The sequence below is a fragment of the Paenibacillus sp. JNUCC32 genome (assembly GCF_014863545.1).
Classification (GTDB): domain Bacteria; phylum Bacillota; class Bacilli; order Paenibacillales; family Paenibacillaceae; genus Paenibacillus_AQ; species Paenibacillus_AQ lautus_A.
In genome coordinates, this window is sequence record NZ_CP062260.1 from 4569678 (window position 1) to 4596457 (window position 26780).

The window sequence follows — 26780 nt, forward strand, 5'->3', positions numbered from 1 at the left end:
TAGCGCACAAGCTCACGTCCATCATTATACGGGAGCCTCGTATGTTATTCAATCCATTCAGCCTGCAAATCCAATCATTTACTTACAAGAGCCTGGAGCCTAAGCGGCGATCCTCGGCCTGTTCCATCTCGTTCCATGGCCCATCGCCATAATCGCCTATCCATCGCTAATGCGGTCAGTCCCCGCTGAGCCATCGGCAGCAACCATTACGGTTTACGCGCCCCATGCCTTCCGCATCTCTACCATCCACCATCTCAGCCAAAAATCCGCAAATGCTGCGGCAGAACGCGGAACGTGCCCGGCAGAACGCCGCCGAACTCGCCGTCCAGGTTCAGCTGAACCGGTCCCGGAGAGACGACCTCCATATAGTCGGTGCGGAAATGCACGACTCGCTTGTCGTTGATATGCTCGCCGCGAAGAGCTAGCGTAGCCACGCGCACGAACTCCGCCAGATTGCACTTGCGCAGCGCAATGACGTCGAACAAGCCGTCGTCGATGCTCGCGCCCGGCGCGATTTTGTCGAAGCCGCCAACCGAGTTGCTGTTCGCAATGAGGAACACCATGAATTCGTCATGGATCGCCGGATGACCGCTGGCGTTGATGATGAGCTCCTGCGGCGTCAGGCTGACCATTTTCTCGATCCCCTTCAAATAATACGCCAGCTGCCCGATCATCGTCTTCAGCTTGCTGGGCACCTCGTACGTGAGCTCGGTGAGCGTACCGCCGCCCGCGATATTGATGAAGTAGCGATCATTCGCTTTGCCCACGTCAATCGGACGCGTCTCGCCCCGAATCACCAGATCGCAATACTCCTCCCAGTTCTTCGAGATGCCGAGCGCCCGCGCAAAATCGTTCGTGGTCCCCAGCGGGAATATGCCCAGCGGCGGGAGGTTATCCCTGCCGGCCATCCCGTTGATGACCTCATTGAGCGTGCCGTCTCCGCCGGCCGCGATCACAAGATCGTACCCGCGCTCCACGGCATCCGCCGCTTCGCGAGTCGCATCCCCCTCTCCGGTCGTTGCATGACAGGAGGTTTCGATGCCAGCACTGTCCAGACGGTGCAATATATCAGCAAGCCGACGCTTCATTTCCTCCCGGCCGGAGGTTGGGTTATAGATTAACCTTGCATTTCTCATTAACGATACGCCACCTACTTATGATTTCAAGGATTGAAGAAGACGTTTGGCCTGCGACTCCATCCACTGCGGCAGCAGCGGATGCGGAAGCAAGGTTCTGCCGGAATACCGGCATTCCAGCCCCTGAAGCCGATCGGGTATTACCTTCTCCGTAAAATACCCCTCACTCAAAAAAAGCGGAGCTACGATCACATCGCAGCCGCGCTCCATCCATGCTGTCACCTTGTCCCGCACATCGCCGGGACTGAGTAAGGCATAATCCGCGCCGGTTCCGCTTACCTCGCTAACTCGCTGTGCCAAAGAGTTAATACCCTTTTCCCAGCGGCTGCGAAACAGATCATGCCTGCTGCCGTGTCCGACGAGGAGAATGACCTCCTTCGCCGGGTTCGCGGACAACTCTTTCACCTTATCCCATACCATAGCCGCAATCTCGGGATCGTCGTCCATCGGCGTACCGAAATGAACCCGGGACCGAACCCGAAACGGCGCCAGGTCCGTCTCCATGTCCGGAACGGCCTTCGCTCCTATAGCATAAGCTATTTCGTCGACATGTGTGCTGCCGGACGAGACAAATAGAGGAATGACCACAATGTCGGTGACACCCTGGTCTTCCAAGGCCGTGATGCCGTCCTGAATCAGACGGCCCTCTACCAATTCCAGGTACGAAGATACGACCGGTATATCCATACGGGATGCCAATTCGTGGACGGCCTCGTCCACAAGCGACACCCATTTCCGTTCACGTGAGCCATGACTGATGACCAGCACACCCGGCTTCGTCATGAATTAACGTCCCAGACGCTCCAGCGTCATTTTGTAACCGTCATTGCCGTAGTTCAGACAGCGCTTCACGCGCGAGATCGTGGCGGTGCTGGCACCCGTTTCTGCTTCAATCTGGTTGTATGTGCATCCCTTGCCCAGCATGCGCGCCACTTCCAGCCGCTGCGACAAGGATTGAATTTCGTTCACGGTACAGAGATCGTCGAAGAATACATAACATTCCTCCACGCTGTCCAGGGTTAATATCGCTTCGAATAATTGATCGATGCTTTTATCATTTAGCTTCTTTAATTGCACTGGATGATCATCCCCTATTGTTACTGTGTGTATAACACTCGCACTCCCATTGTACCCGAGCGGATATAGTATTTTCAAGCATTAACGATTTCACGCACTACAGGACGACCACCCCTTAGGGGGACTCATCCCGCATAAACGCTCTCATTCACGTCCGAAAGAGGCGCGCTAAAATCTTCCTGGGCCATCGCCCGATTCCGCTCCTATCCCGAAAATCGGGACATCCGCCTAAACCCATTGCCCGCCCGTATCATACAGTATAGTATCTTAACTCAAAAAGGAAAGTGATATCATGACGCGTCATTCTCACTATTATCATCGCCGACCCACGAATAACCATCGCTCCCTCAATTCATATGAATCACTGCCGCAGGATCCAACACCGTACCCTGGCATCACGCCATACGGCGATTATCCGGAAGTCGGTGAAACGGCGTTATATCCATATACCGACGGCGTAACGGATCTGGAGGCTTCGGCCTCGGCTCTCGCTCCCTCCACGAATTCCGGCGGCGGCGGGCTTGCAGGTCTCCTCGGCGGAGGAGGCGGCAGCGGCGGTGGATTAAGCAAGCTCCTCGGCGGGCTCGGGGTCAACAATATGAGCGACATCAAGGGTCTCATCGACCGGATGGGCGGCATCGACGGCATCGTCAACAACATCGGCAAGGTACAAAAGGTCATGCAGGGCTTCCAGCAGCTTGCGCCTATGTTCTCCGTGCTGGCAGGCGCACTTAAGAAGAAGGGCAGCGGATCGTCTTCGACTGCCTATACGGATCAGAATGAAGACGGCTACGAATACAGACCGAGAAGACGGCGGTCCTCGGGAAGCAGACGCCGCTCCGGCTCGCGCAAATCGTCTTCCAGCAAAAGACGGCGCCGTTAACCTATGTAATCGGTGCACCCACGACACTTTTTTATATGCCGTGCAATTCTAAGCTAACAGTGCAGGCTCTGATCAGCGAATGAGATCAGATCTGTCAGGATGGTCCATCAGATACGTTAGGGCCCATCATAACGGGATGCACGGAGCCCTCATACATCACGCAGGCTCCAGTCTGTACCCCCAGACTGGAGCCCTATCTTTTTTACGGCCTGTATATCCTCATCAGCGCGTCCAGTCCCCTTCGGGGCCGGCTTCTTTATTCTCGACGCTTTCTAGCGATTTTAACCGGAACCAATACGAACCACGCAAACCGGAACGCAGCAGCATCGTAATACTGCCGAGCAGGTACAGCACCGTTGGGATTCGCTTCATCTGGGGATAAAACATCATGATGCTGCCTGCAATGAAGAGCAGACCCGTGGCGATCTCGCTGATGACCATGCCCACCTCGTAACGGTTCGTGACGGCGAGCTTCCGTTTTCGTCTCCTAGCCAAGCGAAGCATCCGGCGCAGCAGCCGGGAACGTAAAGGCTCGTCTGGTTGACGCGATGAACGCTTCTTGGGATGTCGTTTGAGCCCGAGTTTCATATGCAGTCCCTCCTCAGCAAGCCTTTACCCTTTACGTAAGAACAAGAAACGACAGTTATTTAGCATTCGCCCTGTGAAATGGGACAACCTTCCCCGCTCATCTCTCTTCAAATCACTTACTGACCCAGGACTTCGGCCGACTCGGATACTCCCGGCTGGAATCCCTGCTTCGGTTGGCTTAACAGTATTTACCGTAAAGAACCTCCTTATTTAAACCAGCCTCTGCGCATAAACCACAACACCATGCCGCCGCCCAGCACGAACATGAGAAGGAGTACAAAAAAGTATCCATAATGCCACCCCAGCTCCGGCATGTTCTCGAAATTCATCCCGTAAATCCCGGCGATCAGGGTGAGCGGCATGAAGATCGTTGTAATAACGGTCAACGTCTTCATGATCGTGTTCATCCGGTTCGAATTCACCGATATGTAGCTGTCCCGAAGATCCGCCGTCATCTCGCGATCCGCCTCGATCATGTCCGCGAGCTTCAGCAGATGGTCATAAATGTCGGAAAAATAAGCATGGTGCGCGTGATGCTCCATATGCTGCGAGTTCACGATCCGGTAGAGCAGATCCCGCATCGGCACCACCGTGCGCCGCAGGCGGAGCAGCCTTGAACGCAGCGCGAACACCTGATTCATCAGGTCCTCGACCGAATCCTTCTCCCCTTGGCTTTCCAGCTCGGCCAGCTCGTCCTCGATGGCGAACAGGCTGGGAAAATACTGGTCCACCAGCTTATCCATAATCGTATATGCCGTGAAGCTCGGGCCGTCCTGGCCCAGCTGCCCCTTGCCGGCAGCCGAGAGCACGCGTTCCCAAGCCTCGTCCATTTCCGGCAGCGCCTGCTGGTGGAAGGAAACCACGAACGAAGGGGCCAGGAATACATCCACCTCGACCGCCTGCAGCGTATCCGGCTGAAGGGCATGCAGGACAAAGAACTGCATGTTGTCGTAATAATCCAGCTTCGGCCGCTGCAGGATGTGCAGGCAATCCTCCACCGCCAGTGGGTGGAAGTGAAAATAGGTCTCCAGCTTTCGCGCTTCCTCCGGCGTGGGATTGCTGAAATCCGCCCAGATCCAGGCATAGTCCTCCATCCGGATCTCTTCCAGCGTAAGCCCGGTCACCGGTTCATAGCTTGGCGTAATCGCCAGAACGCGTATCATGATTGGATGTCCCCTTCCCCTGTACCATTGATTCTTTAAACAAAAAAAGCCAATCGATTCCTGATTGGCCCCACAACTATCCGTTTCTCTATGTGTAATGATTCATGTCTAGAAAAGAATTTTAAAGATGACTCCTGCCAGTATGGCCGTAATCGGAATCGTAATAAACCAGGTTACCACGATGCGTCCTGCCAAGGACCATTTTACGGCGGAGAAGCGTTTCGCCGAGCCTACGCCGAGAATTGCCGACGTAATGGCATGCGTCGTACTGATCGGCAAGTGAAGCAATGTTGCCGAGAAGATAACGGAAGCGGCCGAGAAGTCAGCTGCGAACCCGTTGATCGGCTCGATTTTGAATATTTTCGTACCCATGGTCTTGATGATCTTCCAGCCGCCTACCGACGTACCGAGCGCCATCGCTGTTGCTGCAGAGACTTTAACCCAGAAGGGTACTTCCATCTCCTGCAATTGACCGGACGTCACGAGAGCAAAAGTAATAATACCCATTGCCTTCTGCGCGTCGTTGGTACCGTGCGTGAAGGATTGCAGCGCTGCCGTGAAGATCTGCATCGTACGGAAGCCCTTGTTCACCGTATGCGGACTGCGCTTGGCAAAAATGACCTTGAGCAGCTGCATGACCAGATAACCGATCACGAATGCGATAATCGGCGACAGGATCAACGCGAGCACGATGTCCTTAAATCCGCCGTAATTCAGCATGTCGCTTCCCGCGCCGACGAATACTGCGCCGGCCAATGCCCCGATCAGGGCATGGGAAGAGGACGAAGGCAATCCGAACCACCAGGTAACCAGGTTCCAGATGATTGCTGCAAGCAATGTTGCAATAACAACCTCGATCCCGTTATCCAGCTTGGTCGGATCCGCGACGCTGCCGCCGATGGTTTTGGCAACGCCCGTGAACATCATCGCGCCGACGAAGTTCATGCTCGCTGCGAGCAGTATGGCTACCCGCGGCTTCAGGGCCCGGGTCGATACCGACGTTGCAATGGCATTCGCCGTATCGTGGAACCCGTTGATGAAGTCAAATGCAAGCGCCAAAAAAACAACTATTACTAATACTAACATCGTTGTATCCATTGTTCAGGACTCCCTTACGAGTTGCGCATAATGATGGATTCCAGCATATTTGCCACGTCTTCGCAGGTGTCCGTGGTCGTCTCAAGACGTTCGTAAATCTCTTTCTTCTTGATCAGCAGAATCGGGTCAGAGACGGTGGCGAACAGATCCTTGATACAGATACGAAGCAGCTCGTCGCCTTGGTTCTCCAGATCGTTCAAGCGGATCGTGTACTCGCGAATCGCCAATAGCTTTTTCTGGGAGAGCAAATGAATGGCTTTCTGAATTTCATAAGCCGATTGACGCAGAATCTCTGCAAACTGCACCATGTACTCGTCAGGCTTGCCCAGCTGATACATATAGAAACGGGATGCGGTCGCTTCCAATCCGTCCATTACATCGTCCATGCTGGTTGTCAGGTCCATGATGTCGTCGCGTTCGATTGGCGTAATAAATGTTTTGTTGAGTTCAGTAATGATGGTATGCGTGTAGGTATCACACTGCGACTCGTACTTCTTCATTTCGTTGGCAAATTCAAGCACATCTTCAAGATTGGAAACGTGCTGCGAAAAATAGTCTGCGGCTTGTACCACCGTATCGGCCATATTCTCCAGCGTTTGGAAGAATATATCCTTTTTCTTCATTTTCATACTCTTAACCCCTTTTTTCGATAAATTGCCGCGAACGCCCTGAAAAGATAGACAACCTTGACTATCTTATCACATCCATGGCAGGGTGTGTATAGAAAAGTAACACTCAAAAATGTAAGGAACTAACAAAACAGAAGATGCTTGGATTTCCCTTCAATTCCCTTGCCTATTAACATCTCCGTCTACGTGCAAATTATCCCGAAACGGCAGGCCTGATTCGCTGCCTCGAATTCTAGGGATTCGAGATCGTTACATGGCTTTCAAAAGAAGGCGTGTTGGGCACAATGTTGAAATATGTCGTTCCCGGAACCAGCGGCACTTCCTTGCCGTCCTTCACGAAACGGATCGCATCGCCCGCAGCGCGAACCCACTGCCCCTTGATGACTTCCCCGCGCTGGAACAGCATCGCTTCCCCGCCCGCCTCCACGTTCACGGCAAGCCGGCCCACGTCATCCAGCACCTTATGGTCTGCTCCCAGCACGATCACATTCGCGGCCTCCAGCTGAACGTTATCGTTGAGATCCACATGCGGCGATCCGTTGATCGACCGTTTGTACGTGTTGGAGGAACCGTCATACTGATAATCCACGACATAGCTGTCCAATAAAAATTTGATTTCTACCTTCTCTGCAGCCTCCCCGGAAACAACCTCAACCGGTTCAGTGCCCTCTTCACCAGCGGCGCTTGCAGCGATCGCCTCCGGATAGAACGAATACTCTGGCACCTTCACGTCGTTGCCGTAATTCAGCTTGGCGGCTCCTTCACGGAGCTTCTCGTCGCTGGAATACAGATTATGCGGCGCTTTGCGGTCCTTGGCTCTCCAGAAGTAGGCGCCTGCATTGCCGATCTCGTCCATGTCCTGCTTGCCTTGCCTTTGAATGATGCTGTAGGCTTCCGGACTTCCTCCCGCATGCACCAGAACGCCGCCGTAGCTCTCGCCAAGATTAATCAGATACGGTCGAATGCTGCGAATCGGCCCGATCTTCTCAATGTCGCTCTGGCTTTGGAAAATGCCGATCAGCCGCGTGATTCCTCCCTCCGCCAGCACTTCATACACCATGTCCGCTTGACTGAGACCCGACTGCGGCCTAGCGGCAGGTGCGTTATTGATCATAACGGCCAGCGGGCGCTGCGTCAGTGACGCTTCTAACGGCAATCCCGTCAGAGGTGCCTTATATGGAGAAGAGGTCTCCTCCTGGGGCACTTCGACCGGCTGCTCGACCGGAGCTTCCACCACTGGCGCCGGCGTTGGCTCCGCCTGCTGTTTACCGCCGCTGCATCCGGACAGCAGCAATACTGCCGCCATGGACAACAAGCTTGTCCTCCACGCGATTTTTTGGAATGACAAAGACCCTTTGCTAAACATATTGTTTCCCCCTATGAACGCTCCCATTACTTATTACCCTAAATTTCCAGACCGTTTACCCGTAATTTCCAACAGACGTTTCAACTTTAATTTACATTTAATCACAAAATCCGTGCTTTGTCTTTACAAAGAAGGGATACAATCCGCTCTTGAATCTCCTTGAAAGCGTTGAGTTGGCAGCGCTTTATGAATCCAGCGGTAGGCGGCTGTTTGTCAATCGAAGAGCCCTCCAGGTATGCTCCGGACCATATGACGTGCGTGCAGGCAGCTTTCCCAGCCTCGGCCTTGCGTGCCGAGAACCTCGCCACGGTCCACATACCTTGCATAAGGGAACTTTGGCACGGAATATGCACTTGCGTACTGGAACCACACCTCGGTCCACGATCCATGTGCCGCGCGCATGAGTCTCATTATGAAGCACGTATTGTGCGTACCGAGAGCCTTCGCCGAATCACGCGCCTAGCGTACGGGGAGCCTAGCCACGATCCACGTCCGCCCGCAGGTGTCTCATGCCGGACCATATGTCGTGCGTGCAGGCAGCACCCTTCCCGAATCACGCGCCTTGCGTACGGGGAGCCTTGCCTGAACAACGATCTACGCGTTCAAGATGCCTTACCACAGTGTACAGAATCCCTAAAATAGAGTTCATTTTGAAATGTTCACAACTTTGTGATATTTATCACATGTATTGTGAATATTTTCACTTATAATAAAGACATAGAGAAGGTGATCACTTCCCAAGGCAACAAGAACACACATCATCGACATCAGAAACAAAGCAATCATGTTAATCCAAAAAAAATTAAAACTCATTTAAGGAGTGGTTTATATGTTTAACAACTGGCTGAGAACAAACAAAGTGGCAATGTGGTTACTGACCTTCATCCGGGTCTACATCGGGTATGAATGGATGACGGCAGGTTGGGGCAAATTGACGGGCGGATTTGAAGCAGGCGGCTTCCTGCAAGGCGCGATTGCCAAAGCAGCTGGCGATCACCCCGCCGTCCAAGGCTGGTGGGCAGCGTTCCTGGAGCACGCGGCACTGCCGGGCGTGAAGCTGTTCAACTTCATTATCCCGCTCGGTGAGTTCCTCGTCGGTGTCGGCCTGATCCTCGGTACCTTCACCACCTTCGCAGCCCTGATGGGTCTGGTCATGAACGCCGCGTTCCTCTTCTCGGGCACCGTGAGCACCAACGCCCAAATGCTGCTGCTTGAAGTGCTGATCATCGTTGCTGCTGCCAACGCCGGTAAAATCGGTCTCGACCGTTGGGTTCTCCCTTACCTCCGCGGCCTGTGGAACAAAATGACACACCGTGATCATGAGCCAAAAGCGCCGACGACTCATCTAAAAAAACGCACCGCTTAACTTCGTAACGATCCATGCAAGACGATGGAGAACTCGGTTCTCCATCGTCTTTTTTTCATGCCAAGAACCTATGCCAAATCACAGTCTATGCGAATACTGTATTTAAATACAGATTTTTGCAAATATGAATAATTTGTGATGATGCGACATTATATAGATCGTTGCTGTTTTTTCGGCTTCCGTCGCGCTTACGAATTTCAAATTTGCAAAAATCTGAAAACAAAAAAGAGAATGATTATTCATTGGAGGAGTGGTGTTGATGTTTATTCAATGGTTGCAATCCAGCAAAATCGCGATGTGGCTGCTGACAGTCATTCGGGTGTACGTCGGGTATAAGTGGTTATCGGCTGGCTGGGGCAAGTTAACGGGAGGCTTCGATGCGAGCGGATTTATGCAGGGAGCCATCGCCAAATCCACCGGCGAGAATCCGGCGGTTCAAGATTGGTGGGCCGTATTCCTCAAGCATGCCGCGCTCCCCGGCATCAAATGGTTCAACGTCATCATTCCGCTGGGCGAATTCCTTGTCGGGCTCGGCCTGATTCTCGGCTCCTTCACCGTGTTCGCCGCGCTGATGGGGCTGGTGATGAACTCGGCGTTCCTCTTCTCCGGTTCGATCAGCATCAACGGTCAGCTCCTGCTGCTCGAATTCCTGATCATCCTCTCAGCGGCCAACAGCGGTAAGATCGGCATCGACCGTTGGCTCATGCCTTATCTTCAGAATAAATTCACGCGCAAAGCGAAAATCAGCAGCGACTCCTCCCCTCTGCAGAATCAGGCAGTCTGATTTACAAGTAATGCGGGAGTAAATTAGAGTTCAAAAGTAATTTAAAGTAATCTCAAGCTGGATCGCATCCGGTCGTATCCTGTCATACGCTTCTCGTCAGCTAAATTCGTTCCTAGCTCCCCGTCCCATAGCTAAATCTATCTCGTTTCTTCTTCCTAACAGTAAGATTTGAATGTTTCTCCTCTATCCGTACTTTTTCTGCTTGCCTTTTCAATAAGTCATCGGGTGACCGCGGCCACCGGTACCGGTCATCCGTGTTTTATAAGCAGTTTAGTAATACATTCACGACGTGCCTCATGGTCCAGGGAAAAGGCATCTCCCAATGCGTTTAGCATTATCTACTCGCTTCAGGTACTAGGTGCTGCTTTGCGTATACTCCTTACAGCTTGCTGAGTTTTCGCTGACGATTTACTACTCCGCTTGCTGGTTTTGCATTTAACTTCCTATTTTGCATATCATTTACTGGATATACACCTACTCCATGCAGCTTTTTCTTATCACTTACCGGTTTATGTCTACTGCATACTGCTGGCTTTATACGTAAAACCTAGTTATGCTCTGCTAATTGATTTGGATGTGCGTGTGTTTCTTACCGTTTGATGTCTTTTGCTTTATTCTATTTCTTCTGCCATCTGAGCACTTTGCCTTACTTATTACATACTGGTTACTGCCACTACATACAGTTCTGCTCATTACTTACTGGTTTACGTCTACTACATGCTTATTACTTACTCCTAGTTTACTGTTACTGGCTGCACTTACGCTTCAGGGTTTGCTTGCTTTGTGCTCAATTGCTTTATTTCTTCCTTACTGGCAAGCCCTGCTTACTCACTCTACACCTCTGCACGGCATACTTCTTACTGCATATTACTTACTAACTAATTACTACTTATTTGCCTACTCCTACAACACCCTAAACAACCATGCTAACTATCACGTATCATATTGGTAATCTCCACCACACCGCCCCGTATTTTCTCCTAAGCCTCTGCATATACTGCTCCTATTTCTCCACCCCTTTCACCTGTCACTCCCCCTGCCAACTCACGAATTTAAAGTTTTTTATGATTTTTATCACTAATGTGATTTAAATCACATATATTGTGATTTTTTTCACTTATAATAAAGACATGAAAGAGATGATCATCTTCCTAAAGAACAACATCACAGAACTTCAACATCCGAGAATTGGCAAGGAAGCTTTCATAAAAAAGAAAATCATACTTTTAAGGAGTGGTTTATATGTTTAACAACTGGCTGAGAACAAACAAAGTGGCAATGTGGTTACTGACCTTCATCCGGGTCTACATCGGGTATGAATGGATGACGGCAGGTTGGGGCAAATTGACGGGCGGATTTGAAGCAGGCGGCTTCCTGCAAGGCGCGATTGCCAAAGCAGCTGGCGATCACCCCGCCGTCCAAGGCTGGTGGGCAGCGTTCCTGGAGCACGCGGCACTGCCGGGCGTGAAGCTGTTCAACTTCATTATCCCGCTCGGTGAGTTCCTCGTCGGTGTCGGCCTGATCCTCGGTACCTTCACCACCTTCGCAGCCCTGATGGGTCTGGTCATGAACGCCGCGTTCCTCTTCTCGGGCACCGTGAGCACCAACGCCCAAATGCTGCTGCTTGAAGTGCTGATCATCGTTGCTGCTGCCAACGCTGGTAAAATCGGTCTCGACCATTGGGTTCTCCCTTACCTCCGCGGCCTGTGGAACAAAATAACGCACAGAACAACGAAAGGCGACGGCACCACCCACACACCTTTCAAAAAACAAACGGCATAACATAGTAAGCAACTGAAACTAAACTATCTAACCTATTGATTAAACCGCCCGACTTGAGCCATCAAGCCGGGCGGTTTTTGTTATGGCACGTTGGAGTTTCGGCATATCACCTCGTGTTTTCGCATATGTTTGGGATTTGACATACTGCTCATGCTTTGGCATGCTGCTCATGCTTTGGCATACGTCTGAGCTTTGGCATATGTCTGAGCTTTAGCTTACGTTTAAGCTTTAACATACGTTCGAGCTTAAATATACGTTCGAGCTTTAACATACGTTCGGGCGTTGTGCTTACGTTCGAACGTTACTTTATACGGCACTAACTAGCTACTTACCATTTTAGCGGACTCAGCGGACCTTATTTTGACCAAAACCACCTTTTCTTTAATGCTAACGGACCAGAGATCCGTTATTCACCGAATTTGGCCTTCATTTTACGCTATATCCGCAATTTAACGGATCGTGTGTCCGATAGATCCCCCAATTGCGAGCAAAAAGCAAAAATAGCGGATCTGAGGTCCGATACGGCCAGGCCGTAACTCGTGTGACATACAACTTAGGAGCCTACGAGCTCTCTTTAGAGCGCCGCCTGGAAAGCCAGGCTTTTTCATGCAATCGCATTTTTGGCATTCGAATCATGATTTACGAACCGCTAAATTCCTCAAAATTGAAAAGTGGGCTAATGCGATATGCTGGTCTTTGTCGGGCCGACGGCAGATCGAATTTCGGAATCGCTTCACCGTCATACCTCATCCGCCCGTTCCCATCCGCGCCTTCTCCGCTAATTAAGCCAATGGGATCAGGTCTTCATGCGTCGACGGATGTCCCGGATCGGTTGTGATGCTAAATGACTTGCCGTTTTCAACCCAGAACAGCAAGTTGATTATATATTCCTTTCCCAGTTTGGATTCTCTTCTTTCGGACTCCAGAAAAATCATGATCAACAAAAGAACCCATGCAATCCTATTTACAGGACTGCATGGGCCTATCGCGCAAAATAGCTAGCTCAAAATGTTATTTCTGCACCGCTGCTTTCAGAATTTCGACCTTCTGTTCCTTGGACATATCCCATGTGGTTGAAATGCTGTATTCGAAGCCGCCTTCATGCCAAAAAACGTATTTTGGATAGATATCCGCCGGTAAGTCATCCTCAAAGAAACCTTTTTTCTTACTTCCTTCTGAGTCCAACATATATTTAGAAATAGCCAGCGTGTCTTTTCCGTTCGTATATTCAAGACGGATGGTTGCCGCCTCTTTCCAGTCTATCTTTTTCGCGTAGACGGGTTTTCCGCTCTTCTTGCCTTCGGACCTTACTTCATCAACGAACTTTCCTTCGGTTGGACCTTCAATTCTCGCTTTGGCAAACTTATATCCTTCCGGCAGGTTGGCAGGCTGCTCCAGGATGGAACCTTCCAGCGTGGAAGCTCTTTTCAGGTAGTCCTCGTAAGCAGAGAATTTTTCTATTCCTCCCCAATAACTTAGGTCGAATCCGCTGTTAAGATCCTTATATTTATGATACAGAACGTACATATCACCAGTCTCTTTACTTAGTTTCTTCACTCGATTGGTCTCATCCTCGATATACTTCTTTTCCTCTGGAGTTAGAGCCTTGGCTGCGGCTTCTGCTTTTTTCCGGGCCTGTTCCCGTTCTTTCTTGTAAAGCTCGCGGTCTATATCCCCCTCCGGATAGATCACGGCAGCTTTTGAATCCTGTTCCGATTGCACTGGAGCTTTTTGCGGTACGTTCCCCGCATTGCTTTCCTTTGCATTAACCAACGTCACGCTACCAAGCGCGAGAATCATTCCCAGCCCCAAAATGGACAGGCGGTAGGATTTTTTGTTAAAATGCTTAATCATTTTAAGTCTCCTTTTCATTTGTTTATGCGTGGCGGACAGGCCGGCAAGCCCCGGCTGGCGATGGTATCCTGAAAAATGCTCCAACACATGGATGATCGTTTGTCCGTATGCATTGTTTTGCTGCGGGCTCATCCGATCCAAGACGCATGCATCGCAAGCCATCTCCTGGTCTTGCCTTGCCTTATGTACGGCTAGCCATAATAACGGATTAAACCAGTGGATGATCAGGATGATATGCATCAACCAGTTCACTGCCACATCCCGCCGCTGAATATGCGCGAACTCATGCGCAAGAATATATTGAAGCTGCTCCTGTTTCAATGTGATGAGCAGGCTTGGCGAAATGACGATCGCCGGCTTACTATAACCGACGACGGCAGGTCCGGGAATTCGCTCGCTGGCGACAAACTGCACGTTTCGCTTCACGCCTAATTGCTGTTTCGTCTCATGAAACACTGCCGATAAAAAAGGCGTATCCATTTTTCGGCCCGCGCGCAGGGCTTGTTTCAATCGTAGCTGGTCGTAGACCGTTTTCGCGGCAAGAATCAGCACGCCCCCAAGCCAAACCGACATCAGTATATTGGTGAAACCTATTTGCTTGAACCCATTCCACCAAAAACTGCTCTCCTGCACGGGTTCTGATTCAAGGGATGGAGCAGGTACTTCCGAAGTTCCGCCTGCTTCCAGATTTAAAGAACTCTCAGCGCGAACCACCGCTTCGCTTATTCTCCCCGTTTCCTTCCAATGCGGTGGAACTTGAGTTTGTTGATGAATGCCGGGCACGATGGCCTCCAGAGACAACACATTGTATAAGCTAAGCGAAGATTCCGGGGCCCAAGGGAGCAGCAAGCGAATGGCCACAGGAAACCAAAGCCAGTATCTCCATCTGGCTTCAATCTTGTTTTTTAGTAGAAATTGCAGGATCAGGACAAGGACGATCAGGATGCCGGCCATGAACGATCCGCGAATGACCCAGCCGAAAAACAATAATAAATTTTCATGCAATGTATGACTCATCAGGGCTCTCTCTTTTCTGCTTCCCCGTCACTGCTGTTCTCGTCAAACAAAGCCTTCAGATCCTCGATTTCTTGCGCATTCAGTTTTTTATCCTGCAAAAAGTTGGCCAGCATTGGCTTTAAGGCCCCCCCATAAAGTTTTTTCATGAAGGATTTGGTTTCAGATTGCAGATACTCCTGCTCGCTGATGATCGGATAAAATAGTTGGGTGCGCTTTGAACCCTTTTCCAGTTTCGCACCCGCTGCTTCCTTCTGCACCAGACGACTGAGGAGCGTCCGAGTTGTGTTGGGGTTCCACCCCATCAGATCCGTCATTTTCTTTACGACCTCGCTGGAAGGGCAGTCCGGATTAGCCCACAATACGCGCATAATTTCCAGTTCTGCATCCGTAATCGGTGGTATTTGATGATTCATGCATGAAACCTCCAATGTTAATTCAATCAAACTACATGTGTAGTTGTGTTAATGCTACGATTGTAGTTTGATAATGTCAACATGTTTGGTGAAGAAAATTTTCTTGGTTTAGTTACATGCAGTATACTTGTACCGCTTGTGGGCATGTTGATCTGCAAAAGAACTCATGCCATCCTATTTCTAGAGCTGTATGGGCTTGTCCGCAAGACCTATAGCTGACGCAGAAGTTATTTTTTCACCGCTGCTTTCAGAATCTCGATCTTCTGTTTCCTGGACAGATCCAATGAGGTTAGTGAAATACTGTATTCAAATTTGCCGCCATCATTCCAAAAAACGTATTTTGGAAAAACATGCGCCGGCAGCTTATCGTTAAAGAAACCTTTTTTCTTGCTTCCCACCGAATCTGCCGCATACTTGGAAAAGCCCAGCGTGTCTTCTCCGTTCGTATATTTAAGACGGATGGTTGCCGCTTCTTTCCAATCTATCTTTTTCATGTAGATGGGCTTTCCGCTCTTCTTGCCTTCGGCTCTTACTTCATCAACGAACTTTCCTTCGATCGGGGCTTCAATGACCGCTGTTAAGAACTTATATCCCTTCGGCAGGTTCGCAGGCTGCTGCAGAATGGATCCTTTCAGGGTTGAAGCTTTTTTCAAGTAGTCCTCGTACGTAGTGAATTCATGCACCCCTCCCCAATAGCTAATATCAAATCCGCTATTTAACTGTGGGTATTTATGATACAAAACATACATATCACCCGACTCTTGGGTTAACTCCTTTACTCTCTGGATCTCTTTTTCGATAAACTTTTTTTCCTCTGCCGATATAGACTTGGCTGTTGCGGCTGTTTTTTTAACAGCGGATGCTTGGGCTTTCTTGACGGATTGTGCCTCCGCCGCAAGGTTTGCGGAAGAACCCAGTAATAGAATGCTGCTTAGGGTCGCGATTGCTACTTTCGTTGCTGCTTTCATTCGGTAATGCTCCTCTCCTATAATCTTCATTAATAAACTACATCTGTAGTTACAAATCAATACTACAATTGTAGTTCGATAATGTCAACACGGTTTGTTCAGAAAAATTTTTGGGTTTGGTTGAATACAAAAAATAGCCGAGGCGCCTGCCGATCATGGCAAAAAAAACCATGCAATCTTATTTCAGACTGCATGGGCTTGTGTATAAGACCTATGGCGCTACGTTCTGGTTCTCCGGCACCCGCACAGCGGGTGTTTTTTGTTTCGCGCGTTTCACGCGCTCAAACGGCCCAAACACAACAAAAGCCGAGCTTGTGATCCAAGCTCGGCTTCTCATTATTCGAATGACCAGCAGTTCAGACTCAAACTGCCATATTGGTAAGATTGAAACAATCGCTTTGCCTTGCGGCCGTTGTCCGCAGCCCCCATCGCATAGAACAAGGGAACAAAATGCTCCCGTCCGTAGGATGGTACGGCGTCGCTGGCATGAGGCGCTTTTTTGTCATACGCAAACAGATTGTGCAGGTCCCAATTCGACAGCTGCTCCGCAACCCATTCGTCGAATTCAGCTGCCCATGCATCCGGCTCATCGCTCTGATGCACCATCCGCAGATTGTGCACCAAGCCGCCGCTGCCGATAATCAGAATGCCTTCATCACGCAAATCGGACAGCATCGCACCGATGGAATATTGTTCGCTTGGCGAGCGCTTGGAGTCCACGGACAAGGCCACCACGGGGATATTCGCATCGGGGTACATTTTGCGCAGAATGACCCATACCCCATGGTCCAGTCCGCGGCCGGTTACGGCTTTGGCGTGCAGATTCTTTGCCTCAAAACGCTGACGGATCTGAGCTGCCAGCTCCGCACTGCCTCGGGCAGGGTACGTAATCTTGTACATCTCTTCCGGAAATCCGTAAAAATCATGCATGGTTCCATGCTCGGCGTCCTCGGTCAACCGTTGATCCGGATCGTCCCAATGGGCTGAAAATACCGCAATGCCTCTAGGTGCAGGCAGCTCCCGCCCCAACTGCTCAAGGAAGCGGGTGTACTCGTTGTCCTCCAGGGCCATCATCGGCGAACCATGGGCAATAAATAAAGCAGGTAACGTCATCGATGCCACCTCCAGCTTCAAAATCAAGGGACAACTCTATTGTACCGTTAAATCGCCCATTATGCCAAATAACTCCCTTAAATCATCCAGTGCTGCCATTCCTGCTGAATGTTCTCCTGCCCGTTCAACCAATCCCGCGTCCGCTCAAGGAGCAGCTGGCGCTGGGGTCCGGCAGAGTACGTGTGGTCGGCCTGGAAAATAATCTCCTTGTCGCAGCGGCCTTCCTGACGCATCCAGAACACCTTTTGAAACAGGAAAGCGTAGTCCACTGGAATCACCTCATCCGAGGTACCATGAACGACCAGCACATTGCCCGTAAACTTGATGGCTTCCTGGAATGGCTGCCCCTGAGCCAGCGAATCGAAAAAGACCGGGGTAAACGAGTATCCCAAATAATCGGCGGATCCCGACTTAACCGAGGTGTCGTACACGTCGCGACCGGTGATTTTGACGATATCGTTGAACGGGTATCCTACCGCGGACCACAGAATCAAATTCTTTACCCGGCGATCGCGAACGGCCGTCTGCAAGGCGACGGCGCCGCCCAGGCTATGTCCGAGGAGCGTGATGCGCGTCGGATCGACATCCGCGCAGCTGAGTCCGTAATCAAGAACGGAACGCGTCTGGGCAATCATCGAGTCTAGACCTTCGCTGCCGTAATTGCCCGAGCTTTCCCCGCATCCGATATAGTCGAAACGGATCACCATGTACCCGTCTTCGGCAAACTCGCGCGCCGTTTTGACAAACAACCGATCCACCCCGATCCGGCTTCCCACAAAGCCATGGCAGATGATGACCAGCGGGACCCGATTGCACCGGCTTCCGTGAGCCGATTCCTTCAATGGGTAATGGATGGTTGCCGTAAGTTCCTCTTGATTGTGCCGGATTGTAATTTGCCGCTCCATGCCGATTCCTCCTTGCGATAACGCGCCGTAATCATAATATTAATAATTCCGATAAGATTAATATGAATTAATTAAACTTATCTTAGCATCGTGATTATGGATTGTCAACGCAATTGAACAGGAGTCAAACGCAAACTCAGCAAAGGTGTGACGGTGTCATGAACGCTGAATTGGCGGTATGCAGCGAGATTCAGCCTATTTAAAGCTGGCGGTTAAGAAACGGCCACTCTGCCCTCTACCTGTATTACGGACTAACGCGGCATCCGTTTGCCAAGTCGTTCATCCCGCTGACGCCCGCACCTTCGCCCCACTCGCGGCTCCGTAAATCCAAGCATGCGCTTCTCTTGTCCGCTTCAACGTTCATCCCTTACGCACCACCGCACATTCAGCCTTACTCGTAACTCTGGCGAAACATCGCATGGGTTTCTTCGCGCCCGCTCCAATCGTTCATCCAGGTCTTCCCGACCGGATCATTCTCCCATAAGGATGCGGCGGTGAGATCATGGTCCTCACGCTCGGAGACGAATTCTCCTTCAGGCTGGGCCGGTGTCACATCCAGAGCACCGCTGTTTGCGATTACCTCCTGCCCTTGTACCGGCACAGCGTCTCCTCCGTGCAATTCATCGTCAAAAAAGCTAGCGCTCATCTGAGAACTCCTCCTTCTTATCCCTGAATGATCAGGGCGTCGTGTATAGATTCAGAATGCTTATTATTGTGAAATAGGAGCCGGAGAATTATACCTTGTTCACGAAGGTGACAAGATTCAGCAGCACTACCTTGCATTGCAAGCATGTTATCTGCTATGATATATTGCATAACAAGATAGTCTGCTATCGTGCCTACTCGCAGTCCAGCCCCTCACGCCTCACTACCTTGCATAGCAATATACCTGAAGGAGGAATCCCCACATTCATGACCACCCAAAGTCAAATGCTAAAAGGCATTCTCGAAGGCTGCATCCTCTCGCTCATGGAGCATCGGGAGATTTACGGTTATGAGCTCAGCACGCTGCTGGAAGACAGCGGGCTGACGTTTGTGAGCGAAGGCAGCATCTATCCCCTGCTGCTGCGCATGCAGAAAGAGCAGCTCATCGAAGGCACCCTAAGGCCCGCGCCCGGTGCCGGGGGACCGCCACGCAAATATTACAATTTGACCGATAAAGGCCGGCAGGTTCTTCAACAATTCAAGGAACATTGGGGAACGCTTAAAGATAGTGTGGACCACATTTTAACCCGCGGAGGACAGTAAAGATGAATACCAAACAGATGATCAAAGAGAACAACCGACTCCAGGATGCCATGAAGCCGAACAACCTAAGCTATTACCAAGACATGGTGGTCTATATCCGCAGCAGCTCCGTGCAGGAGCAAAAAGGCGAAGAGCTGCTGCTCGAAATCGCCCAGCACCTGCTGGACGCGCAAGCCAAAGGCAAAAGCGCCGAGGAGGTATTCGGCAGCGATCCCGAATCCTATTGCAAGGAGCTGGTCGAACAGCTGCCAAAAATGAAAGGCCTCAGCAGCCTCCAATTCCATCTCATGATCCCGTGGGTGGCCTTAACCTGGTTTTTCTTCGTTCAGGCTCTGGTCGGGTTCATCACGATGTGGGCCGGGGGTCCGGTCGAGCGCATGACGCAGGTACGCATATCGACCCTGATTCTGATCGCAGGCGGTTCCTATGTGCTGATCCACGCATTGCTGAGATGGATGAAGAACGACGCCTTCAAGCCGGAGGAAGACAAGCGCAAGGTGAATGCGCGCAACATCGGGATTTATGTCGCCATCACGGTATTGATATTGGTAGCGGGCGTGTGGCTGGGACGACTGCTGCCGGTACTGACGGTTGCGCCATGGATCAGCCTCGTCATATTCCTGATCGGAATCGCAGGGACCAAACTTCTTTTTTCGAGCAAATAATACAAACTCGTCATGAATTCGCGTGTGTCGCATAACAAAATCTTTAATATTTTTTCGTTCTTTGTAAAGTAATGTTCTATAGAAGATGATAGGATAAGGGTAATGTGTGGTAAGGGAGGAAAAACCATGTTAAAGTCGAAAAAATCCGCGATTGCTGCCATCCTTGCACTTATTCTATCGATCCAGACCGGCGTTATCGCTAGCGCAGCACCCGCATCCCAAGCTGGCTCAAACGCAGTTTCAAGCAAAGCTGCCGCCTTCGGCAATGCCGTGTACAACAAAGCCAATAAATTGCTGAAGGAATCCGACGTGGCTTATGCCAAGTCTTACATCACCAAGCATATCCGCAGCGTGACCGCGTATCAGGCGACCATGCTGGTGCTTAAGCTGGAGAATGCGATGAATGATGCGCTCCCGGCAAAAACCGACAAGGTGTACGAAATCGGCATTCAGGATAAACTGATGAACTTGTACAAATTCGGGGAGCCGATTAACACCACCATTAATAAAACCAAGGATGAAACGCTCCGAAAGGTGCTCATCAACCTGCGCGACAGCGGCTACAGGCTCTATACGACCGAGGGCGTGATCTTCCCGATCATCGACTATACCACGCTCAAGCCATACAAGCCTTATATCAACAAGGATATTCAAGCCTATATCGACATCATGGTCGTTGAATCCGAGAAGCCTGCCGTCAGCGATGCCGCTTTGGTGATCCCATGGAGCGAGGTCATTGATCGGGGACTAACGCAAGAGGCCTTTATCAGCGCGTATCCCAAATCCAATCGGACTGCGGACGTGAAGCTGAAGCTTCGATTCACCGAGCTTAGCCTATACTACGGTTATAACAACACGCCTCTGTTCAAATACGAGGACAATCTGCTGGACCCGGAAGTGCGGCAAGCATTCGATAAAGCACTGAAGGACAGCGACGCTGTCTCCAAAAGCGCGCTCCTCAAAAAGCTCAAGTCCTGGTCCGACGTGCTGGAGAGCAACAAAGACAAGCTGAACCAGGAAGTGGAGCGGTACCGTGCCAAGGCGGTTCCGATTGACTGAGGCATCCTGACGTTAACGGCGGGTGACGCCCTGGACCGCTAGAGGGCCATACCATGAAATAACTGGAAAAGCCGGAGTTCCCGTTAGGGGAATCCGGCTTTTTATGGTGCTTTCGTGTACCTCTTAAATCAGCAGATTGAACAGGTTCATGTTCTTGTTCAGCTCCGTGTAATCCAGCCCCTTGCGCTGCATCCGCTCCACCAGCGGGCCGTAATCCTCCGGCCTCAAGAGCTCGATGCCTACCAGGGCAGGTCCGTCTTCCTTGTTATGCTTCTTCGTATACTCGAAGCGCGCGATATCGTCGTCGGGACCGAGCACTTCCTCCAGAAACTCGCGGAGTGCGCCCGCGCGCTGCGGGAAGTTGATCATGAAGTAATGCTTCAACCCCTCGTAAATCAAGGAGCGTTCCTTGATTTCCTGCATCCGGTCGATATCGTTATTGCCGCCGCTGATGATGCAGACGACCGTTTTCCCTCGAATCCGGTCCCGGTTCATATCCAGTGCCGCTACGGCCAGCGACCCCGCCGGCTCCACAACGATCGCATTCTCGTTATACAGCTCCAGGATGGTGGTGCAGGCCTTGCCTTCCGGTACCGTCACGATGTCGTCCACCAACTCGCAGCAGATGTCATACGTCAGCTGCCCGACGCGCTTCACGGCGGCGCCATCCACGAATTTGTCGATCTCATGCATGGTGACGACTTCGCCCTGCTTCTTGGACTCGATCATGGACGCTGCCCCAAGCGGTTCGACGCCAATGACTTGCGTCGTTGGGCTGACGGTTTTGACGTAGGTTGCCACGCCGGCCGCAAGACCGCCGCCGCCGATGGTGACAAACATATAGTCGGCCGGCGCGTCCAGCTCCTCCATAACCTCCATCCCGATCGTGCCGTTGCCCGCGATGATCTTCGCTTCATCGAACGGGTGGATAAAGGTCATGCCGTACTCGTCGCATGCCTTAATCGCTTCGGCATATGCATCATCGAAGGTATCCCCTGTCAGAATGACCTCGACGCTGCCCCCGCCAAAACGCTTCACCTGCTTCACCTTCTGGTTCGGGGTCGTGCTCGGCATGTAAATCTTGCCTTTGATATTCAGCGCGTTGCAGGAGAAAGCCACCCCTTGCGCGTGGTTGCCCGCGCTTGCGCACACAATGCCGTTGCTGCGTTCTTCATCCGACAAGCTGCGAATCATATTGTAAGCGCCGCGGATCTTGAAGGAGCGAACCACCTGCAGGTCCTCGCGCTTCAGATACACTTCGCAGTCATACTTGGCTGACAGTACTGCATCCCGCTGCAGCGGCGTGCGTACGATCACTTCGCGAAGCACGTGGTGTGCGCGCACGATGTCCTCCATGCTGACTGCCCGTTTTGCCGTATACGTCTCTTCCATTCTCTCGATCACACTCCCACTTCGCTGCCAGGTAAACGTTGATCCATCCGCTACCCTTATTTACGTATTTCTATCATTGTATCACTTTTCATGAAAATATCCCGCCCTTTTCTGGCAAGCTTTCGTAAAAGAGTTTTTTCGCAACAAGCATAACCCGGATGCACAAGCCGTTACCCGTATACGGCTATGAAGGATCGGGCCTTCCCTTTAAAGAGGGTTGACTTCCTTCAGACACTTTAATACTATAAAGCATGAAAATTAACCTAAATTTTGGGAGTGATTTTAATGAAGAAGAAAGTATTGTATGGGTTATTGGCGGGTACACTCACGCTGGGGATTGGTACAGGCGCTATGGCGTCGTCAGCTTTGGAGCCAATCAAAGCCTATTTGAACAGCAAGATTTCCCTGAAATTAAACGGTACGGTGGTAACGCCGAAAGACGCAAACGGCAAAACCGTGCTGCCGATCACTTACAACGGCACGACGTACTTGCCTGTGCGAGCTGTAGGCGATCTGATGAATATCGACATTCGTTATGACAGCGCAACTTCTTCAGTACTGATTGGCGGCAATCAGGGATCCCCATCCCAAACCTCCAGTCCGTTATCATTAAGCTCGCTCGGAGCCTCCGTATTGGGGACATCAGCCTGGCACACCAAAGATTCCAGCGATACGGTCTACAAAGGCAAAGATTATAAAGACGTTTATTTACATACCGATTCGGCCAAACAAGGCAACAGCTTCCAGATCATGACGGGTAAAAAATATGCCAACCTGCATCTTGAGCTGGCCGTGACTGGCGGTGCGCAAGAAATCGTAATTATGGACCACAACAACTCAACGCTCAAAAAGGTGTCCCTGGGTGCTGAAGATGGCCTGGTCGGCGTAGACGTCGATGTATCGGCTGCCGATTTTATTTTTGTGGAGATCGTTGATGAAGGTCCGGGCACTTCCCTGTTTGTTCCTCTGACCAGTTCCTATTTGACAAAATAAGCCCTTGCGATGATTCGCGCGGGCGGAAGGCCATGATATTGAAAGCCGGGGGGTTAATGACCCCCGGCTTTATCTGTATGATCTATATTAGCTCTGACAAACCACTGCTTCATAACACATACCTATTAGGGTGAGATCACCTGCCCGTTAGTCCATCGGAATCACGATGACGTTCCCCGTCTGCGTGGTGATTGTAATTTGATGCTGCAAAATCTCGACGCCCAGCCTTTCATTCACGTCTTCCATGGAAGGCTCCTCAATGGCGGGAGTGCCGGGAGCGCTGGGGGTGCCATGCACGGCCGCGATGAGCCAATGGGTCCCGGGTTCAAGCGCCGCCCTCAGTGTAGGTATGACAGTGCGGGGATGCAAAAGGTTCGTATTAGCATGAGGATAGATGAGCTCTGCCGTATCGTAACCGAGCATGCCATAAATAGCACTCGTGCCGAAAGTGCCGGAAGCCGATGCTGCCTCTTCTCCAACCATGGAGCTGCTCAGAGATCCCAAGCCTAATGCAAACCCGCCCTCGGCAGCATCGAGCATTCGTTCCGTGCTGATCCGATGGATGCGAATATGCCATGGCAGTCCTGCCGCTATCCAGGTCCTTACCTCGACGTCTCTCCACGGCTTCCATTTTGCATACAGCACATGCTCCCGAATCCGCGTCTCCTCGCATAAGCGTTTGACCCGGAACAGCCGATCGCCCTCGCTAAGGGCCAACATGGAATCAAAAGCCCCCTGGGCCAGTCCCCATTCCGCCCTCGGCACGCTGAACGCAAAGGCGGTAGAGTAAACAAACTTCTCGTACTTGGCGGAAGTATGCGTATGCTCATTGGTAGACGGGTGGCCCGTATTGAACGCAGCCACATGGCCGGTCTGCGGCTCGCGGCAAAGCACCAGATGTGCGGGCTCCTGCACCGAAATACGTCCTGTCTCCGCCAGCTCCTGCTCCTCGGCCGTCCAGAAAGGATCCCCGTCCGGCAAAGCCAGGATCAGGAACGTTTTCAGCGACCAGTACACCGAGCCGGCCGCGTTATAGTTCTCCGACATGATTCGGTTCGGGTAAGCGTAACCCACCGTCAACACGCCGTCACGGTCGAATATAGGCTGCTGAAACCACCATCTGAGATTTCTAAGGACCAGTCCCTTCAGCTGGCCCGGACTAAACCCGTCCAGCCCGGCATATGCCGCAGCCGACCAGAAGGCCGACTGCGCAAAGCGGTACGTCAAGCTGCGTCCGTAAGGAACGGCCGACCCGTCGGGTGCAAACCAGTGGTTCAAATCGCGTGCAAACAACGCTGCCCGCTCCCTGTAGCGCCCGGCGCGTTCCGGATCCTCGTCTCCCATCAGCTGCGCATAGATCAAGCCATAGAAATGAAAAGCATACGGCACGTAATAATCACAGTGCCCCCCGATCCCGTCGCTATACCAGCCTTCATCCAGATAAAATTCCTCAATGCGCCGGAGATTGTTCTCCAGCTGCCCGGCATCGTAAGGTAAGCCTGCTTTGCGGAAACCAACGTTGACCAATACATGGAAGAACAGCCAATTGCAATCATAGCAAGGATGATGGTTGATTTGATCGAGCCATTGATAGAGGTTGGCCTTCTCCTTCTCGCTCAGCGGCTGCCAGATGCGGTCCAGAATCAGGGCAAAGGCCAATCCGAACACCGCCATCTCCACCAGCCGTTGATCATAGTCGTTCACCTTACCCCAGTACTCCGCATGCTCCGGATCCGTCCCTGCGCGTATCCCTTGCAGGCACAGCTCCCACAGCCCGTCATGGGAGCCGCCGGCAACGGCGGGAACGAGTCCCCACAAGACGCGAGAGAAACCCTCCATCTCCGCAATATCGGCATAGGCATCGGCACCCGAACGCTCAAGGATTAAGCGTGCGCGCCCCTCGCTGTAGCATTTGCTTAAAGGCTCCAGCAGCTGCGAGAGCGCCTCCTGCACGTCCCGTCTTGTTCTCAGCGGATTCCGGGCAACCGGATGGATCAAGCCTTCCTTGGGATTCCCAGTAACCTGTATGCTCATCTAACATTCTCACTCCATTCCCGGAATGCTTCTTCGAATTCCCTTATCCTCTTCCTTGCTTTACTTCGACTATTTCCTTCCCGAGCGCCGCTTCAATCTCCGTTATTCCCAGTAAAACGGCCCCTTCCCTCTCAGCCGCGCCAGCCCTTCCACAAAGAAAAAGTCGCCGTAAATCAGGGGCACGTCGATATTCTTGCCCTCCGGATAATGGCTGGTTCCATGGAGTATCAAGCCTTCCTCCCCGTCGTTGTTCCATGTGCCGTAATTCCGGTACAGCGATTCCAGAATCCGGACCGCGGATGTCCGGTATACGGCAGCCTGTCCCGGCCCCACCTTGTCAGCCAGCAGCAGCAGCCCGCTGGCGGCGCAGGCACCGGCGGACGAATCCCGGTAGATGCGGGCCTCGTCCGGCGCGCGGAAGTCCCAGAACGGCACATGGTCTTCCGGCAGATTCGCCAGAAAGAAATGCGCCACCGTTTTGGCCGTATCGAGGTAGATCGACTTGCCCGTATGATGGTAGGCAAGCGTCAAGCCGTAAATCGCCCACGCCGTTCCCCTGGACCAGGCAGATTCTGGCGCAAAGCCCTGCCCGCCGATCCCTTCCAGGCGCTCACCGGTAACCGGATCATATCGTACGATGTGATAGACGGAACCGTCCGGCCGGACGAAGTCGCGGACCACCGTATCCATATGCGCTTCGGCCATATGCCGGTAGCGGGGATCGCCGCTGATCTGCGACGCCAGGAACAACAGGGGCGTATTCATGGCGCAATCGATGATCGCGAGACCCGCGTTATCCTCCCCTTCCGACCACGGATTCCAGGCTCGGATATACTGTCCCTTCAGGTTGAAGCGTGCAGCCAGGTAGTTGGCTGCCTTGAGCGCGCGCACCTTGGACTCTTCGCTGCCGGTCAGCTTGTAGGAAGCCATGCTGGTCAGCGTCCACATGAAACCGAGATCGTGATCCAGGCGCACATACTGGTTCAGTACGTCATCCAGAATGACCTCGCACTGCTCGGCGGTTGTTCTAAGCTCCGCCCCCCCGCTGTCGTTGTACAGTAGCCACAGCATGCCCGGCCAGAAGCCGGCCGTCCACCAATGCGGCGGCTCCAGCTGGTAGACGCCATTCTGGCTGGCATGCGGAAACCTCGCGCCGATCCGCGCTACGTTCCGCCGCGTCTTCGCAAGCGATTTTTCCCATGCCTCCGTCAACCAATCCAAAGCGACCTCCGTTTTCATTCCTCTCC

25 protein-coding genes are annotated in these 26780 nt (G+C 51.9%); 8 read left to right on the top strand and 17 right to left on the bottom strand.

Annotation, left to right across the window (positions count from 1 at the left end; all coding sequences use genetic code 11):
* Positions 1–254 precede the first annotated feature (254 nt).
* The 3 genes from JNUCC32_RS20355 to JNUCC32_RS20365 are packed head-to-tail and all read right to left on the bottom strand — an operon-like array spanning position 255 to position 2213.
* On the bottom strand, positions 255–1136 hold the full coding sequence (locus JNUCC32_RS20355) for a diacylglycerol kinase (protein ID WP_096774998.1): 882 nt from the start codon (positions 1134–1136) through the stop codon (positions 255–257).
* A gap of 18 nt (positions 1137–1154) precedes the next feature.
* Positions 1155–1919, bottom strand: coding sequence for a sirohydrochlorin chelatase (locus JNUCC32_RS20360; protein ID WP_192569670.1), 765 nt, complete (start codon positions 1917–1919; stop codon positions 1155–1157).
* Positions 1920–1922: 3 nt separating this feature from the next.
* Positions 1923–2213, bottom strand: coding sequence for a YerC/YecD family TrpR-related protein (locus tag JNUCC32_RS20365; protein WP_009592310.1), 291 nt, complete (start codon positions 2211–2213; stop codon positions 1923–1925).
* A 292-nt stretch (positions 2214–2505) separates the two neighbouring features.
* Here JNUCC32_RS20365 and JNUCC32_RS20370 point away from each other — a divergent pair, with 292 nt between their 5' ends.
* Positions 2506–3096, top strand: coding sequence for a hypothetical protein (locus tag JNUCC32_RS20370; RefSeq protein WP_096774996.1), 591 nt, complete (start codon positions 2506–2508; stop codon positions 3094–3096).
* Positions 3097–3318: 222 nt separating this feature from the next.
* Here JNUCC32_RS20370 and JNUCC32_RS20375 read toward each other — a convergent pair whose 3' ends face one another.
* The 5 genes from JNUCC32_RS20375 to JNUCC32_RS20395 form a co-directional block, all read right to left on the bottom strand.
* A complete protein-coding gene (locus JNUCC32_RS20375; RefSeq protein WP_192569671.1) occupies positions 3319–3684 on the bottom strand; it encodes a YrhK family protein in 366 nt (121 codons plus the stop codon).
* A gap of 206 nt (positions 3685–3890) precedes the next feature.
* Complete coding sequence (corA, locus tag JNUCC32_RS20380; protein ID WP_192569672.1) at positions 3891–4847, bottom strand: magnesium/cobalt transporter CorA; 957 nt, start codon at positions 4845–4847, stop codon at positions 3891–3893.
* Between the two features lie 108 nt (positions 4848–4955).
* Positions 4956–5945, bottom strand: coding sequence for an inorganic phosphate transporter (locus tag JNUCC32_RS20385; protein WP_090912270.1), 990 nt, complete (start codon positions 5943–5945; stop codon positions 4956–4958).
* A 14-nt stretch (positions 5946–5959) separates the two neighbouring features.
* Positions 5960–6574 (bottom strand): DUF47 domain-containing protein, encoded by a 615-nt coding sequence (locus JNUCC32_RS20390; protein WP_012819132.1) that lies wholly within the window; start codon positions 6572–6574, stop codon positions 5960–5962.
* Between the two features lie 232 nt (positions 6575–6806).
* Positions 6807–7940: a DUF3048 domain-containing protein gene (locus tag JNUCC32_RS20395; protein WP_192569673.1), complete on the bottom strand. Its 1134-nt coding sequence runs from the start codon at positions 7938–7940 to the stop codon at positions 6807–6809.
* 829 nt (positions 7941–8769) lie between these two features.
* Between JNUCC32_RS20395 and JNUCC32_RS20400 the strand changes: the two genes are divergently transcribed.
* The 3 genes from JNUCC32_RS20400 (at position 8770) to JNUCC32_RS20410 (ending at position 11872) form a co-directional block, all read left to right on the top strand.
* The gene (locus JNUCC32_RS20400; protein ID WP_012819127.1) at positions 8770–9306 is read left to right on the top strand and encodes a DoxX family protein; all 537 of its coding nucleotides are present in this window, start codon (positions 8770–8772) and stop codon (positions 9304–9306) included.
* 259 nt (positions 9307–9565) lie between these two features.
* The gene (locus JNUCC32_RS20405; RefSeq protein WP_192569674.1) at positions 9566–10090 is read left to right on the top strand and encodes a DoxX family protein; all 525 of its coding nucleotides are present in this window, start codon (positions 9566–9568) and stop codon (positions 10088–10090) included.
* Between the two features lie 1242 nt (positions 10091–11332).
* Positions 11333–11872, top strand: coding sequence for a DoxX family protein (locus JNUCC32_RS20410; RefSeq protein ID WP_192569675.1), 540 nt, complete (start codon positions 11333–11335; stop codon positions 11870–11872).
* A gap of 1011 nt (positions 11873–12883) precedes the next feature.
* On the opposite strand, the gene JNUCC32_RS20415 is transcribed toward JNUCC32_RS20410, so the two are convergent.
* From JNUCC32_RS20415 to JNUCC32_RS20440, 6 genes are all read right to left on the bottom strand, one after another.
* A complete protein-coding gene (locus JNUCC32_RS20415; protein ID WP_192569676.1) occupies positions 12884–14743 on the bottom strand; it encodes a M56 family metallopeptidase in 1860 nt (619 codons plus the stop codon).
* A complete protein-coding gene (locus tag JNUCC32_RS20420) occupies positions 14743–15156 on the bottom strand; it encodes a BlaI/MecI/CopY family transcriptional regulator (RefSeq protein ID WP_012819123.1) in 414 nt (137 codons plus the stop codon). The genes JNUCC32_RS20415 and JNUCC32_RS20420 overlap by 1 nt, the downstream gene beginning before the upstream one ends.
* 227 nt (positions 15157–15383) lie before the next feature.
* On the bottom strand, positions 15384–16124 hold the full coding sequence (locus JNUCC32_RS20425) for a hypothetical protein (RefSeq protein WP_192569677.1): 741 nt from the start codon (positions 16122–16124) through the stop codon (positions 15384–15386).
* A gap of 336 nt (positions 16125–16460) precedes the next feature.
* Positions 16461–17237, bottom strand: coding sequence for a DODA-type extradiol aromatic ring-opening family dioxygenase (locus JNUCC32_RS20430; protein ID WP_096774991.1), 777 nt, complete (start codon positions 17235–17237; stop codon positions 16461–16463).
* Positions 17238–17314: 77 nt separating this feature from the next.
* On the bottom strand, positions 17315–18142 hold the full coding sequence (locus JNUCC32_RS20435) for an alpha/beta hydrolase (RefSeq protein WP_009592308.1): 828 nt from the start codon (positions 18140–18142) through the stop codon (positions 17315–17317).
* A 391-nt stretch (positions 18143–18533) separates the two neighbouring features.
* Positions 18534–18788: a hypothetical protein gene (locus JNUCC32_RS20440; protein ID WP_096774989.1), complete on the bottom strand. Its 255-nt coding sequence runs from the start codon at positions 18786–18788 to the stop codon at positions 18534–18536.
* Positions 18789–19054: 266 nt separating this feature from the next.
* On the opposite strand from JNUCC32_RS20440, the gene JNUCC32_RS20445 reads away from it, so the two are divergent.
* From JNUCC32_RS20445 to JNUCC32_RS20455, 3 genes are all read left to right on the top strand, one after another.
* Positions 19055–19390, top strand: a complete 336-nt coding sequence (locus JNUCC32_RS20445; RefSeq protein ID WP_192569678.1) for a PadR family transcriptional regulator — start codon at positions 19055–19057, stop codon at positions 19388–19390.
* A 2-nt stretch (positions 19391–19392) separates the two neighbouring features.
* Entirely contained in the window at positions 19393–20055 is a 663-nt protein-coding gene (locus JNUCC32_RS20450; protein ID WP_096774988.1) for a DUF1129 family protein, read from the top strand.
* Positions 20056–20181: 126 nt separating this feature from the next.
* A complete protein-coding gene (locus JNUCC32_RS20455; protein WP_192569679.1) occupies positions 20182–21114 on the top strand; it encodes a hypothetical protein in 933 nt (310 codons plus the stop codon).
* A gap of 123 nt (positions 21115–21237) precedes the next feature.
* On the opposite strand, the gene ilvA is transcribed toward JNUCC32_RS20455, so the two are convergent.
* Positions 21238–22506, bottom strand: coding sequence for a threonine ammonia-lyase IlvA (gene ilvA, locus JNUCC32_RS20460; protein ID WP_096774986.1), 1269 nt, complete (start codon positions 22504–22506; stop codon positions 21238–21240).
* A 285-nt stretch (positions 22507–22791) separates the two neighbouring features.
* Between ilvA and JNUCC32_RS20465 the strand changes: the two genes are divergently transcribed.
* Positions 22792–23499 carry a stalk domain-containing protein gene (locus JNUCC32_RS20465; protein ID WP_192569680.1) on the top strand — a complete coding sequence of 236 codons (708 nt, stop codon included), beginning with the start codon at positions 22792–22794 and terminating at the stop codon, positions 23497–23499.
* A 147-nt stretch (positions 23500–23646) separates the two neighbouring features.
* On the opposite strand, the gene JNUCC32_RS20470 is transcribed toward JNUCC32_RS20465, so the two are convergent.
* Together JNUCC32_RS20470 and JNUCC32_RS20475 are read right to left on the bottom strand one after the other, a co-directional pair.
* Positions 23647–25533: a DUF2264 domain-containing protein gene (locus JNUCC32_RS20470; protein ID WP_192569681.1), complete on the bottom strand. Its 1887-nt coding sequence runs from the start codon at positions 25531–25533 to the stop codon at positions 23647–23649.
* Between the two features lie 102 nt (positions 25534–25635).
* Entirely contained in the window at positions 25636–26772 is a 1137-nt protein-coding gene (locus JNUCC32_RS20475) for a glycoside hydrolase family 88 protein (RefSeq protein WP_192569682.1), read from the bottom strand.
* Between the last annotated feature and the right edge of the window lie 8 nt (positions 26773–26780).

Bases quoted from the DNA above. Each gene is read 5' to 3' on its own strand.
- JNUCC32_RS20465 (WP_192569680.1), top strand. From the start codon at position 22,792: ATGAAGAAGAAAGTATTGTATGGGTTATTGGCGGGTACACTCACGCTG.
- JNUCC32_RS20355 (WP_096774998.1), bottom strand. From the start codon at position 1,136: ATGAGAAATGCAAGGTTAATCTATAACCCAACCTCCGGCCGGGAGGAA.
- JNUCC32_RS20400 (WP_012819127.1), top strand. From the start codon at position 8,770: ATGTTTAACAACTGGCTGAGAACAAACAAAGTGGCAATGTGGTTACTG.
- JNUCC32_RS20415 (WP_192569676.1), bottom strand. From the start codon at position 14,743: ATGAGTCATACATTGCATGAAAATTTATTATTGTTTTTCGGCTGGGTC.
- JNUCC32_RS20455 (WP_192569679.1), top strand. From the start codon at position 20,182: ATGTTAAAGTCGAAAAAATCCGCGATTGCTGCCATCCTTGCACTTATT.
- JNUCC32_RS20420 (WP_012819123.1), bottom strand. From the start codon at position 15,156: ATGAATCATCAAATACCACCGATTACGGATGCAGAACTGGAAATTATG.
- JNUCC32_RS20360 (WP_192569670.1), bottom strand. From the start codon at position 1,919: ATGACGAAGCCGGGTGTGCTGGTCATCAGTCATGGCTCACGTGAACGG.
- JNUCC32_RS20405 (WP_192569674.1), top strand. From the start codon at position 9,566: ATGTTTATTCAATGGTTGCAATCCAGCAAAATCGCGATGTGGCTGCTG.
- JNUCC32_RS20435 (WP_009592308.1), bottom strand. From the start codon at position 18,142: ATGGAGCGGCAAATTACAATCCGGCACAATCAAGAGGAACTTACGGCA.
- JNUCC32_RS20430 (WP_096774991.1), bottom strand. From the start codon at position 17,237: ATGACGTTACCTGCTTTATTTATTGCCCATGGTTCGCCGATGATGGCC.
- JNUCC32_RS20395 (WP_192569673.1), bottom strand. From the start codon at position 7,940: ATGTTTAGCAAAGGGTCTTTGTCATTCCAAAAAATCGCGTGGAGGACA.
- JNUCC32_RS20425 (WP_192569677.1), bottom strand. From the start codon at position 16,124: ATGAAAGCAGCAACGAAAGTAGCAATCGCGACCCTAAGCAGCATTCTA.
- JNUCC32_RS20450 (WP_096774988.1), top strand. From the start codon at position 19,393: ATGAATACCAAACAGATGATCAAAGAGAACAACCGACTCCAGGATGCC.
- ilvA (WP_096774986.1), bottom strand. From the start codon at position 22,506: ATGGAAGAGACGTATACGGCAAAACGGGCAGTCAGCATGGAGGACATC.
- JNUCC32_RS20445 (WP_192569678.1), top strand. From the start codon at position 19,055: ATGACCACCCAAAGTCAAATGCTAAAAGGCATTCTCGAAGGCTGCATC.
- JNUCC32_RS20410 (WP_192569675.1), top strand. From the start codon at position 11,333: ATGTTTAACAACTGGCTGAGAACAAACAAAGTGGCAATGTGGTTACTG.
- JNUCC32_RS20390 (WP_012819132.1), bottom strand. From the start codon at position 6,574: ATGAAAATGAAGAAAAAGGATATATTCTTCCAAACGCTGGAGAATATG.
- corA (WP_192569672.1), bottom strand. From the start codon at position 4,847: ATGATACGCGTTCTGGCGATTACGCCAAGCTATGAACCGGTGACCGGG.
- JNUCC32_RS20385 (WP_090912270.1), bottom strand. From the start codon at position 5,945: ATGGATACAACGATGTTAGTATTAGTAATAGTTGTTTTTTTGGCGCTT.
- JNUCC32_RS20375 (WP_192569671.1), bottom strand. From the start codon at position 3,684: ATGAAACTCGGGCTCAAACGACATCCCAAGAAGCGTTCATCGCGTCAA.
- JNUCC32_RS20470 (WP_192569681.1), bottom strand. From the start codon at position 25,533: ATGAGCATACAGGTTACTGGGAATCCCAAGGAAGGCTTGATCCATCCG.
- JNUCC32_RS20440 (WP_096774989.1), bottom strand. From the start codon at position 18,788: ATGAGCGCTAGCTTTTTTGACGATGAATTGCACGGAGGAGACGCTGTG.
- JNUCC32_RS20370 (WP_096774996.1), top strand. From the start codon at position 2,506: ATGACGCGTCATTCTCACTATTATCATCGCCGACCCACGAATAACCAT.
- JNUCC32_RS20475 (WP_192569682.1), bottom strand. From the start codon at position 26,772: ATGAAAACGGAGGTCGCTTTGGATTGGTTGACGGAGGCATGGGAAAAA.